Genomic DNA, 12410 nt, shown 5'->3' with positions numbered 1-12410 from the left:
CTCGGCCCGGCCGAACAGGGCGGGGAGCCGATCTTCATCGTGCTGAACGCCGCTCCCGAAGAGATCGCATTCACGCTGCCGAAGCTGCCGGAATACAGGACTTGGCGGCAACTATTGAACACCGCGGACGTTAAGCAAGAGGCCAGGGATTTCGCATCGGCAAGCGATGCAAAAGCGCCTCCCCGTTCGGTCCTGGCGTTTGCGGGTTCGGCATGAATGAGCGGCAATTCGGCACACGACTGACGGCGGAGGGCGCTTCATTCCGGCTTTGGGCGCCGGCGGCGCGGCGTGTCGATCTGCTGCTGGAGAAATCCCACGCCATGCGGCGCGGCGACGACGGCTGGTTTTTCGTCGATGTCCCAGGCGTCCAGGCCGGCACACGCTACAAATTCCGCATCGACGGCGACACCGACGTGCCCGACCCGGCTTCCGCCTTTCAGCCCGACGACGTCTCCGGGCCGAGCGAGGTGATCGATCAAGCGAGCTATCCCTGGCGGGCGGCGGACTGGCGCGGGCGCCCGTGGCCGGAAACCGTATTGCTCGAGACCCATGTCGGCACCTTCACCAAGGAAGGCACCTACCGCGCCATGATCGGCAAGCTCGATTACCTGGTTGCTTCCGGCATCACTGCAGTGGAATTGATGCCGCTCGCGGATTTCGCCGGCGCGCGCAATTGGGGCTATGACGGCGTGCTATGGTACGCGCCGGACAGCGCCTATGGCCGCCCGGACGATCTCAAGGCGCTGATCGACGCGGCACATCTGCGCGGGCTGATGGTGTTCCTCGACGTCGTCTATAACCACTTCGGCCCCGAAGGAAATTACCTCGGCCGCTATGCGCCCTCTTTCTTCACGGAGGCGCAGACGCCCTGGGGCAGCGCGATCGATTATCGGGTGCCGGAGGTTCGCGCCTTCGCGATCGAGAATGCACTGTATTGGTTGCGCGACTATCGTTTCGACGGGCTGCGGCTGGATGCGGTGCATTCGATCGCCGAGCTCGGCGAAATCCCGATGCTGCGCGATCTCAGCGTCGCCGTCGGCCGACTCGCCGCGGAAACGGGCCGCCATATCCATTTGGTGCTCGAGAACGACGACAATGCCGCCAGCCTTCTGAATGCGGGCGAAGATCCACCGCGCGGCAAATACCGCGCCCAATGGAACGACGATTATCATCACGCCTGGCACGTGCTGCTGACCGCCGAGTCGCACGGCTATTACCGCGATTATCAGCGTTCGCCGCTCAAGGACATCGGTCGCGCGCTGGGGTCGGGCTTTGTCTACCAGGGCGAGGCGTCCGCGCATCGCGACGGGCAATTGCGCGGTGAGCCGAGCGGCGAGCTTTCTCCCACCGCTTTCGTCAATTTCCTGCAGAACCACGACCAGATCGGCAACCGCGCGCTCGGCGACCGGCTCGAAAGCATGGCCGATCCCAGGGCGATCGAGGCTGCGCTGGCGATCACGCTGCTGGCGCCGATGATCCCGATGCTGTTCATGGGCGAAGAATGGGGATCGACGCAGCCGTTCCCGTTCTTCTGCGACTTTAGGGGCGATCTCGCGGCAGCCGTCCGCCGGGGCCGTCACCGGGAGTTCGCAGGCGCGTATGCGAAATATGGCAACGAGGTGCCGGATCCGCTGGAAGAATCGACGTTCCGATCCGCCGTGCTCGATTGGGATGCGCTTGACGAAACGGCGGGAAAAAAGCGGCTGGCGCTGGTGCGCGAGCTGCTCGCAATTCGCCGGCGGGAGATCGTTCCCCGGCTTGCCGGCACGGCCTTTGGCCATGCACAGGCGGCGGAAAACGGCTTGCTGACGGCGCACTGGCGCATGGGCGATGGCGCAACGCTGCTGCTGACAGCCAACCTGTCGGATGGCGAAGCGACGCGACCCTCACGCAAGACAGACGGCCGCCAAATCTGGGGCACCGACAGCGGCAAGACGATGCCGCCATTGTCCGTATTCTGGCATCTCGGAGCCCGCTGATGCCTCCGGCCATTCCGATCGCGACCTACCGCCTGCAGCTGACGGCGGCCTTCGATTTCGACGCGGCCGCGGCCGTCGTGCCCTATCTGAAGGCGCTCGGCATCACGCATGTCTACGCATCGCCTTTCATGAAAGCGCGCAAGGGCTCGACCCACGGCTACGACATCGTCGACCACACCAAACTCAATCCGGAGCTAGGTGGCGAAGAGGGCTTCGAGCGATTGAGCCGTACGCTGAAGGCGAATGACCTCGGCCTGATCCTCGATTTCGTGCCCAACCATGTCGGCGTGCATTTCGCCGACAATCCGTGGTGGCTCGACGTGCTGGAATGGGGCCCGGCCTCGCCGCACGCGGCCTCCTTCGACATCGACTGGGACATTTTGCCGTACCGGGCGCGGGCCGGCGTGCTGCTGCCGATCATCGGCTCGTCCTATGGCGAGGCGCTCGAAAAGGGCGAAATCGAGCTTCGGTATGATGAGAGCGAAGGCAGTTTTTCGGCCTGGTATTTTGAGCACCGCCTGCCGATCGCGCCCGAGCGTTACAACGAGATCTTGCGCACCATCGTCAGGGAAGCCGGAGCGGAAGATGGCGATGCGGGACGACGCATCCTCGAACTGACCTCGCGCCATAAGGGCCTGCGCCATCCCAACGCAAAGGAAGCGCCTGCCTTCAAGGCGGACCTGCGGGGCATCGGCGGGAACGCAGAGATTATCGCGCGCGGGCTCGACGCCTATCGCGCCGGGCCGGACAGGCCTTCGCAGACACTCACGCTGCATCACCTGCTGGAGCGCCAGCATTATCGGCTCGGGCATTGGCGGCTGGCGTCCAGCGACATCAACTACCGGCGGTTTTTCGACATCAATACGCTGGCGGGATTGCGTGTCGAGGATGCCGGCACGTTCGAGGCCATCCACCGGCTGGTCAAAACGCTGATCGCGGAAGGAAAGCTGCAGGGCCTGCGGCTCGACCACATCGACGGCCTGCGCGATCCCGCGCAATATTTCCAGCGCCTGCGCCGCCTCGTTCGCGATGCGCAGGGAACGAACGTCAACCATTTCTACATGGTGATCGAAAAGATTCTCGGCGAGCACGAAAAGCTGCACGCCTTTGCGGGCGTTCACGGCACCACCGGCTATGAATGGCTCAATTCCATCACGCAAGTGCTGCTCGATGGCAAAGGCCTGGAGCCGCTTGACGAAGTGTGGCGGCAAATCAGCAACCAACCGCCGCGGCTGGCGCCTGTCCTGAAAGAAGCCAAACGCCGGGTGCTCGAGACCCTGCTGACCAGCGAATTCACCGTACTGTGGCGGCTGCTCGCGCGTATCGCCGGTGGGCATTACTCCACCCGCGACTATGCCGCCGACAGCCTGCGCCAGGCGCTCGAACTCTATATCCTGCATTTTCCGGTCTATCGCACCTATCTGACCGCGACAGGCCCGGCAACGCACGACCGCGCGCTGATCTCCGAAACCATCGAAAAAGCGCGCGCGGACTGGTTTGCCGCCGACGAAGGCATCTTCGACTTCCTCCGCGATGCGCTGACCATGGACCTGATCCGGCCGGGTGGGCCTGCGCACAGCGCGCCGCGCGTGCGCCGCTTTGCATTGAAGGTGCAGCAATTCACCGGTCCGGTCATGGCGAAGTCGCTGGAGGACACCACGTTCTATCGCTATCACCGCCTGCTCGCGCTCAATGAAGTCGGCGGCGACCCCGCGGCGCAAGCGCTTCCGGTAGAATCCTTTCACGACGCCATGAAGCTCCGCGCCAAACAGTGGCCGCACGGCATGACGGCGACGGCGACGCATGACACCAAGCGCGGCGAGGATGCGCGCGCCCGATTGATCGCGCTGGCTGAAATTCCCGGCGAATGGACCAGCGCCGTTTCGCGGTGGAAAGTGATGAACGCGCCGCATCTGGTCGTCGACGGCGAGATCCGCGCGCCGTCCGCGACATCGGAATACATGCTGTATCAGGCGCTGGTCGGTGCATGGCCCCTGGGCGGGCGCGACGATGCGTTTGTGGAGCGAATACAGGCTTACGCGTTGAAGGCGGCCCGAGAGGGCAAGCAGGAAACCAGCTGGCTCAATCCCAATGAAGCCCATGAAGCGGGCCTGCGGACCTTCATCGAACGGATTCTGGATCCGGCGGTCTCGGCCGAATTCCTCAGCTCCATGGAGGCGCTGGCGCAGCGGCTTGCCCTGTTGGGCGCGTTGAATTCGCTCGGTCAGGTCACGTTGAAGGCGACGATGCCGGGTGTGCCCGACTTCTATCAGGGAACGGAATTTTGGGACCTGTCGCTGGTGGACCCCGACAACCGGCGGCCGGTCGATTTTTCCGAACGCGACAAAGTGCTGGCGTCGACGGAAACACCCGACTGGCATCGCCTGGTGCAGAGCTGGCCCAACGGTCATGTGAAGCTGGCCTGGACGAGGCATTTGCTGAAGCTCCGTACCGAACTTGCGGATGTATTCGCCAACGGTGACTACGAGCCGCTGCAGGTGAGCGGGCCGCACCGCGACCATGTCGTTGCCTATGCGCGGCGTCTGGGCCGCGACGCCGCGATCGTGGTGGTCGCAAAATCATTCGCCACGTTCTCACAGGGCGGACGCGCCTGGCCCCGCGCGGAGAGTTATGACGCGACGCTTGATGTCAGCGGCTATTCGGTGGAAGGCTTTGCCGAGGCGGATGCGAGCGAACTGCGCCTCTCCGATATCTTCAGGCATTTGCCGGCGGCAGTGTTAAAGGCCAGGGTCGTGAGCGCTTCGAAGCAGGCGCGAAGGCGGGCTCATCTATCGACCGTCCGGAGCATGATCGGGTCTGATTGAATCAGAACCGAAGCTCCAGATCCTCGTCTTGACGCGTTTTCTTTACGCGAACCGGTATCCACTTCGCTGGAAAACGCTCTAATGCGCGAAAGCCGCCCGGGATCGACGGCCGGACGGCTTTGGCGGATGTCGTGCCGACTCACGAAGTTCGGTTCCCTTCCCCGCGCAAACCAAATCGTCGATCAAATTCGTTACCGACACGTTCACGCCGGCAAGCGGCGAAACACTCGGCACAGCTTTGCTGCTGCGCAACAATACCGACCGCAGTGCGTCAGCTGCGCTTGGTCAGCAGCAGATTGCCGCGCTTCCGGATCGCGGCTTGCGCCACTTCCGCAAAGCGCTGCAACAGCCACGGCAGCGTCACTTCGAGGCGAACATGATCGTCGGCGACATCGAGATGGCCGGAGGCCGCCTGCCCCATCGCCCGGACGCGGAAGATCATGCGGTTGTCTTCCCATCTCTCCTCGTCGACCTTCAGGACGGGAATGCTGGAGGCGGCACGCGTCAATCCCACCTTGAGGCGGCGCACCGCCTCTTCGCGGCCGAGCTGGTGCGGTATCGAAACGATCAGGGGTGCGGACATCTTTTTTCTCCCGACGACATAAGTGTATGTAATCGCGAATTATCTTGAGAAAAGGGCCCGGCGAATAACTGCCGCATGGCGATGGAACCTTATGGGTTCCCGTTCGTTTTTTTGCCGAAGGCAGAGCAACAGGTGCCGACTGCCGGCTGGAGGAGATTTCTAAATGTCTATCGGAACGATTATCCTGATCATTCTCGTGATCGCCTTGCTCGGCGGCTTCAGCGGCATCGGAGGCGGACCGTTCTATGGCACCGGATATTATGGTGGCGGCGGCCTCGGCCTTGTCATCGTTATTCTGCTGATCCTCTTATTGCTCGGACGACTTTGAGCCGCACGCAGTAATTTCTCCATTATTCCGGGTCGCGCCTGACGGCGCGGCCCGGAATAACCATGGCTAGGTTTTGCCCGCCAGCTTCCTGATCGCCGTCTTGATCGACGACGACGCATCATCATAGCCTTCCCAGGCCTTGGTTTTAGCGAGCCGCGTCGGCACGGTGCGAACCGTATAGCGCTTGGGATCCAGATCGCCGCGTACCTGCGCCCATGTCAGCGGCATCGAGACGGTCGCACCCTCGCGCGCCCGCGGCGACAGCACCGCGACCGCGGTCGCCATGCGGTCGTTGCGAAGATAATCGAGGAAGATCTTTCCCTTGCGCAGTTTCTTCGACATGTTGAGCAGATAACGCTCGGGGTCTTCATCGGCCATCCACTGGCAAACGCCGTGCGCGAACGCTTTCGCCTCCTTCCAGGTCACCTTGTCCTTGGCGCCGTATGCCAGCGGCGTCACCACGTGCAGCCCCTTGCCGCCGGTGGTCTTGCAGAAGCTTTCCAGGCCGATGGCGGCGAGATGCTGCCGCATATCCTTGGCGGCCTCGACGACGTCGGCGAACTCGACCTCCGGCGCGGGATCGAGATCGAATACCAGCCGGCCGGGTATGTCGGGCGCGTCGGGTGCGCAATTCCAGGGATGCAGTTCGAGACCGCCGATCTGGGCGACCGCCGCAAGACCCTCGACGCGGTCGATCTGCAGATAGGGCTTACGATCGCCGGAGACTCTTACAAGTTCCAACAGGTTGGAAGTGCCGGGCATGGCATGACGCTGAAAGAACTTTTCGCCGCCGATGCCGTCGGGTGCGCGCACCACCGAACACGGCCGTCCCTTCAGGTGGCCGATCATCCAGCCGCCGACCGCCTCGAAATAGCGGGCGAGATCAAGCTTCGTCACGCCCTTGCCGTCGCCGGCGTCGGGCCACATCACCTTGTCGGGTTTGGAGATGACGACACCCATCACTTCGGCGGATCGGTTCGCCGCGGCCTTGGTTGCCACCTTGGCCGGCACCCCGCCGGATTTGGCCGCGGTCTTGCCGGACGCGGGTTTTGCAAGTTTGGTCATGGCCGGCTTTTCCGCGACGATCTCGTCGGCCGGCTTGTCCTGACGCAGCCCCTTGAAGGCAGCCTGCCTGATATTGCCGCCATCCGTAAAGCCTGCGAATTCGATCTCGGCCACCAGCTCGGGCTTCAGCCAGTGCACGTCACGCGTCTTGCGCGGCGCATCCTTGCCGCCGAACGGGCTTTCGTCGGAGGCGGCCGCCTTCAGCGCCGGCATGATCCGCTTGACCGTGTGCTGGCCGAAGCCGGTGCCGACCATGCCGACAAAGGCCAGATGATCGCCACGATAGACGCCGGCCATCAGCGAGCGGAATTTGCCGTTGGTGGTTTTCCAACCCCCGAGTACCACCTCCTGCCCGGCGCGGCATTTGGCCTTGGTCCAGCTCTCTGAGCGGCCCGAGCGATAGGACGCACCAAGCTTCTTGGAGACGATGCCTTCCAGCGACAGCTTGCAGGCCGATTTCAGGATGGCATCGCCGCCGCTTTCGAAATGCTCGACGTAGCGGATCGATTTTGCCTTTGCCTTGAGTCGCGCTTCCAGCAATTTCTTCAACCGCGCTTTTCGCTCGGCAAGCGGCATGCGCCGAAGATCTTCGCCATCGGCGAACAACAGGTCGAACGCGTAGAAGATCAGCTCGTCGGTCTTGCCGTCGGAAATCGCGGCCTGCAGCGTGGAGAAATCCGGCGCGCCGTTGTGATCGAGCGCGACGATCTCGCCGTCGATGAGAACGTCCGGCAGCGTGCTTCCTTCCCGGGCGATCGCCTTGAACTTCTCCGACCAGTCCAGTCCCTTGCGGGTCTTCAGCGTGGCCTCGCCGTGCTCGACGCGCAGCTGCACGCGATAGCCGTCGAACTTGATTTCGTGGCACCACCCCTCGCTATTCGGCGGACGATCGACCGGCGTGCAGAGCTCAGGCGCCACGAAATCCGGCATCGCCGCAACTTTTTTGGGTCTTGCGGCCTTGGTCGGCGCAGCCCGCCCGGCGGCCTTCGTGTTCTTGGCGCGCGCTTCAGCGGCGTCGCCGCGGTTCGAATTCCATACCGCGTCGGCCCTGCCGCGGCCGGACTTTGCGGTCATAAACGGCTTCGGCGCCCGGCCTTTGCCCGCGGCGATCTGTTCCATGCTGCGTCCCGAGGCAACCGACTGGTCTTCGTCCAGGATGGCGTTGGCCTTTCCCTCTTTGGCGTATTCGTCGCGGTGCTTGATCAGCAGCCAGTTGGTGCGCTTGCCCCCGTTGCGGTCGTGGCGCATCCGCACCAGTACCCAGCTTCCGTGCAGCTTGTCGCCGTGCAGGGCGAATTTCAGGTCGCCCTTCTTGAAGCCCATCTCGGGATCGTCGGAATCCCAATAGCCGCGGTCCCAGAGCTGCACGGTGCCGCCGCCATACTGGCCTTCGGGAATGGTGCCTTCGAAATCGCCGTAATCGAGCGGATGGTCTTCCACCTCCACCGCCAGCCGCTTGTCGTGCGGATCGAGCGAGGGGCCCTTGGTAACCGCCCAGGACTTGAAGACGCCGTCGAACTCGAGCCTGAGATCGTAGTGCAGCCGGGTCGCGTCATGCTTCTGGATCACGAATCGCCGCTGCTTCGAGGGCGCAACCGCCGTGTCGCCGCTGGGCTCCGCGGTCTTTTCGAAATCGCGTTTCTTCCGGTAGGTGGAGAGGTTTCTCAGGGACACGATCGAACCCGCACAAATGAGCATCGGCGGCGTCGCACGACGACGGACGCCCGGAACCGAAACCTGCAACAGCCGTTGAAGTTCCGCAAATTCGAACCCGCAAAACAAGCTCTGGAGATTGTAATGGCCGCCCGCGCCTATTGGAAAGGGTCATTGAAGCTTTCCCTCGTGTCCTGCCCCGTGCTGCTTTATCCGGCTTCTACCACATCGGACAAAACCCGCTTCCACATGATCAACAAGGAGACCGGCAACCGGCTGAAGCAGCAGATGGTCGACGCCGAGACCGGCGACGTCGTCGAAAGCGACCAGAAGGCCCGCGGCTATGAGCTGAAAAAAGGCGAATATATCGAGATCGAAAAGGAAGAGCTCGAGGCGGTCCAGATCGAAAGCAACCATACCATCGACATCGACAGTTTCGTGCCCAGGGACGAGATCGACAAACGCTACCTCAACCACCCCTATTACATAGCGCCCGACGGCAAGGCCGGCATCGACGCCTTCGCCGTGATCCGCGACGCCATGAAGGACCAGGACCGCGTCGCGCTGGCCCGCATCGTGCTGACCAATCGCGAGCACATCATCGCGATCGAGCCGCTGGGCAAGGGCCTGCTCGGCACCACACTACGCTACCCCTACGAGCTGCGCGACGAAGACGATTATTTCGACGGCATCAATAATCCAAAAATCTCGAAAGACATGGTTGAACTCGCCGGCCACATCCTCGACACCAAGGCCGCGCATTTCGATCCCTCGAAGTTCAAGGACGAATACGAGAATGCGCTAAAGACCCTGGTGAAGCGCAAGGCCGCCGGCAAGCCGGTCAAGGCGGCGGAGCCTGCAGAAAACCCCGACAACGTCATCAGCCTGATGGATGCGCTGAAGCAGAGCCTGAAAGGCCGCGCCTCCGCCAAGCGCCATGCGCCGGCCCGGCGAACATCGCACCGCGCAGCCAAGAAGGCGCACCACTCGGCGGCACGGGCGCGCAAGGCGGGGTGAAGGACGCAAACTCTCTCCGTCGTGATTCCGGGATGCGCCTCTTGGCGCAGGCCCGGAATGACGGCTTTGAGGTATTACCGCTTAGCCTTCCGCTTCTTTACAGCCTTCTTCTTCGATGCCTTCTTCGGCACCTTCGCGCCGGCGGCCCTCGCCTCGGAAAGCCCGATCGCGATCGCCTGTTTGCGGCTCTTGACCTTGCGCCCCGATCGGCCGCTCTTCAGGGTACCGGCCTTGCGCTTCTTCATCGCGCGTTCGACCTTGGCGGCTGCCTTCTTTGCATATTTTCGTGCCATGAGATTTCTCCCGGTTGCGGGAAAATAATCTTCGCGGTGGCGGATGGTTCCCGCGCGGGATCCGCCGTCAGTCAGGCGATGGCCGCGTAAAGCTCGGAGGCATTTCTTGCGCCACGCACGCGAGCAAGCGTCTCCGGCGATCTTAATGTCCGCGCCGCCAGTGCGAGCGCGCCGAGCGCTTCATTCTCGACCGCCGCGGGCAGCAGGAGAACAAATACGATGTCCACCGCTTGCCCGTCGATCGCGTCGAATTCGAGCGGCGGTTTCAGTCTTGCGAATAACCCGTAGGGCCGTTGTATTTCCTGCAGCCGGGCATGCGGAATAGCGACACCCTTGCCGATCCCCGTCGATCCAAGTTCCTCCCGCTTATGCAGGGTCGACAAGACCTGATCCACCGGCAGGCCGAGGCTCGCCGCGGCCCTGGCCGCGAATTCCTGCAGCAGCGGCCGCTTGCCGGAAGCACGCACGTCGATCATGACGTCGGTTGGCGACAGCAGGTCGGAGATTTTCATGGTCGCTCCGGGAGGACGCATCGCCATAAGCATCGAGAGGGTCTCGGATGGCAAGGGTGAATTGACGAATTAATCCGGCGCGCGCAGCCGGTAGCCAATGCCGGTTTCGGTCAGCACAAATTGCGGACGCTCCGGATCGGCCTCGATCTTCTGCCGGAGCTGGCGCACGTAGACCCGCAAATATTGCGCATCCGTCAGTTCGTCCCACAATTCCTTCAGCAGGAACCGGTGGGTCAGCACCTTGCCGGCATGCTGCACCAGCACGCGCAGCAATTCGTATTCCTTGGGCGACAGCTTGACGTCGCGGTCGCCGACCTTGACGATGCGGCGCACCAGGTCGACGGTGAGATCGCCGGTGCGAAACACCGGGCGCTCGCCATGGACCTGCAATTGATGCCGCAGCGCCGCGCGCATGCGGGCGAGCAGTTCGTCCATCCCGAACGGCTTGGTCAGATAATCGTCGGCGCCGAGATCGAGCGCCTGGACCTTTCCGGCCTCGTCGCCGCGGCTCGACAGCACCACGATGGGTACGCTGTCGTTGCGGCCGCGGATCATGCGCAGTAATTCGTGGCCCTGGATATCCGGCAAACCGAGATCGAGAATGATAAGGGCCGGATTCTGCGCCAGCAATTCCAGCGCGAGCTTGCCGTTGGAGGCTTCGAGGATCTCATAGCCCTGCGTGCTCAACCCCATCCGCAGCAATTTGCGGATCGGCGGCTCGTCGTCGATAACCAGGACTTTTATCGGCGTGGCGGTCATGCGGCGGTGTCCAGCGCGTTCGAGGCCGCCGGGATCGGCAGACGGATGGTCAGCACGGCGCCGCTGCGGTCGGTGCGATTGGCCGCGAAGATCTTGCCGTGCATCGCCTCGACAAAGCCGCGCGAGATCGCAAGCCCAAGGCCGGTGCCGGGCCGGACATGGTCGCCCTTTTGCGCGCGATAGAATTTGTCAAAGATACTGTCGAACTCCCCCGGCGGAATGCCGTCGCCCTCGTCGATGATCTGCAAGATGACCTGATCCCTCTCCCGCTGGCTCCGGATCGATATCGTGGTGTCGGCGGGCGCATATTTCGCCGCGTTGTCCAAGAGATTGAAGAGCACCTGTTCGAACAGCACCGCGTCGAGTTCCAGCATCGGCAGATCGGCGGCGAGCTCGAGCGAGACCTTGTGGTGGACCAGTATCTTGCTGGCGCGGCGCAAGGCGCTGCCCACGATTTCGCCGATATCGTGGGGCGCGGTATTCGGCACGATGGCGCCGGATTCCAGTTTTGTCATGTCCAGGAGATTGGCGATAAAGCGATTCAGCCGTTCGGATTCGTCGATCACGGTGGCCAGCAGATCGCGCTTCTGCGCATCGCTGAGGCCGCTTTCGAGATCGCGCATCGTGGAGGCGGCGCCGAGCACCGAGGCCAGCGGCGTCTTGAGATCGTGCGAGATCGAGGTCAACAGCGCCGAGCGCAGGCGGTCCGATTCCACGGTGCGCTTGACGCGATCCATGTCCTCGACCAGCAGCACCCGCTCGATCGCCAGCGCGCCCTGATCGACCAGCGCATCGAGCAGGCGGCGCTGGTCCGGCGTCAGCAGCGGGCCCGTCTTGTCGTTGTCGATGCCGATGACACCGATCGGCCCGCGGCCGGTGCGCATCGGCAGGAACAGCCGCTTGGCCCCCGGCAGCGTATCGGAACCGCGGCCGGCCGGGCGATCGTTGCTCCAGGCCCAGTTGGCGGCGGCGAGATCCGCCTTGTCGAGTTCGTCCTCGGGCGGATAGCCCGCCTTGACGGTCAGGACGCCGTCCTCGGGCAACAGCAGGACCACCCGCACCTTGAGCATCAACGCGGTCTGATAGGCGGTCGCCCACAACACATCATCGAGCGTCGCGGTGCCCGCGAGCTTGCGGCTGAAGGCGTAGAGTGACTCCGTGGTCCGTATCCTGCCGATCGCGGTTACCGCCTGGGTGCGCACGCGCGCCGCGACATTGGAAACCAGGATGGCGATCAGCATGAAGAAGAAGAACGCCGCGACATTGGTTGGATCGGTGATGGTGAAGGTATAGACCGGCGGCAGAAAGAAGAAGTTGTAGCACAGCGAGGCCGCGACGCTGGCGAGCAGCGACGGCCACAGCCCGTAGCGGACCGCCACGCTCACCACCGCCGTCA

At 63.2% G+C, this 12410-nt stretch carries 9 protein-coding genes and 2 pseudogenes; 5 read left to right on the top strand and 6 right to left on the bottom strand.

Going from position 1 to position 12410, the window contains the following annotated elements:
* From QZ213_RS15315 to treY, 3 genes and pseudogenes are all read left to right on the top strand, one after another.
* A pseudogene (locus QZ213_RS15315) lies at positions 1 to 216 on the top strand (glycogen debranching enzyme GlgX); the annotation flags it as partial.
* Entirely contained in the window at positions 213 to 1979 is a 1767-nt protein-coding gene (gene treZ / locus QZ213_RS15310; protein ID WP_291686927.1) for a malto-oligosyltrehalose trehalohydrolase, read from the top strand. The pseudogene QZ213_RS15315 and the gene treZ, both read left to right, overlap by 4 nt.
* Complete coding sequence (gene treY, locus QZ213_RS15305) at positions 1979 to 4804, top strand: malto-oligosyltrehalose synthase (RefSeq protein ID WP_291686926.1); 2826 nt, start codon at positions 1979 to 1981, stop codon at positions 4802 to 4804. The genes treZ and treY overlap by 1 nt, the downstream gene beginning before the upstream one ends.
* 271 nt (positions 4805 to 5075) lie before the next feature.
* Here the strand turns inward: treY and QZ213_RS15300 are convergent, their stop codons facing one another.
* Positions 5076 to 5387: a polyhydroxyalkanoic acid system family protein gene (locus QZ213_RS15300; protein WP_291686925.1), complete on the bottom strand. Its 312-nt coding sequence runs from the start codon at positions 5385 to 5387 to the stop codon at positions 5076 to 5078.
* Between the two features lie 163 nt (positions 5388 to 5550).
* Between QZ213_RS15300 and QZ213_RS15295 the strand changes: the two genes are divergently transcribed.
* Positions 5551 to 5715, top strand: a complete 165-nt coding sequence (locus QZ213_RS15295; protein ID WP_021080901.1) for a DUF3309 family protein — start codon at positions 5551 to 5553, stop codon at positions 5713 to 5715.
* A 66-nt stretch (positions 5716 to 5781) separates the two neighbouring features.
* Here the strand turns inward: QZ213_RS15295 and ligD are convergent, their stop codons facing one another.
* Complete coding sequence (gene ligD, locus QZ213_RS15290; RefSeq protein ID WP_291686924.1) at positions 5782 to 8478, bottom strand: DNA ligase D; 2697 nt, start codon at positions 8476 to 8478, stop codon at positions 5782 to 5784.
* 99 nt (positions 8479 to 8577) lie between these two features.
* Here ligD and QZ213_RS15285 point away from each other — a divergent pair, with 99 nt between their 5' ends.
* The gene (locus QZ213_RS15285; protein ID WP_291686923.1) at positions 8578 to 9450 is read left to right on the top strand and encodes a Ku protein; all 873 of its coding nucleotides are present in this window, start codon (positions 8578 to 8580) and stop codon (positions 9448 to 9450) included.
* Positions 9451 to 9527: 77 nt separating this feature from the next.
* Here the strand turns inward: QZ213_RS15285 and QZ213_RS15280 are convergent.
* The 4 genes and pseudogenes from QZ213_RS15280 to QZ213_RS15265 form a co-directional block, all read right to left on the bottom strand.
* Positions 9528 to 9743, bottom strand: a pseudogene (locus tag QZ213_RS15280) (DUF6496 domain-containing protein); the annotation flags it as partial.
* 71 nt (positions 9744 to 9814) lie between these two features.
* Entirely contained in the window at positions 9815 to 10255 is a 441-nt protein-coding gene (locus tag QZ213_RS15275) for a PTS sugar transporter subunit IIA (protein ID WP_291686922.1), read from the bottom strand.
* 69 nt (positions 10256 to 10324) lie between these two features.
* Entirely contained in the window at positions 10325 to 11014 is a 690-nt protein-coding gene (locus QZ213_RS15270; protein WP_291686921.1) for a response regulator transcription factor, read from the bottom strand.
* A partial coding sequence (locus tag QZ213_RS15265; protein WP_291686920.1) for an ATP-binding protein occupies positions 11011 to 12410 on the bottom strand: 1400 nt, incomplete at its 5' end. The genes QZ213_RS15270 and QZ213_RS15265, both read right to left, overlap by 4 nt.

Source organism: Bradyrhizobium sp. (assembly GCF_017881085.1).
In the GTDB taxonomy this organism is placed as follows: domain Bacteria; phylum Pseudomonadota; class Alphaproteobacteria; order Rhizobiales; family Xanthobacteraceae; genus Bradyrhizobium.
Note: the sequence above shows the minus strand (reverse complement) of the source record. Positions and strands in the feature narration are given on the sequence as shown.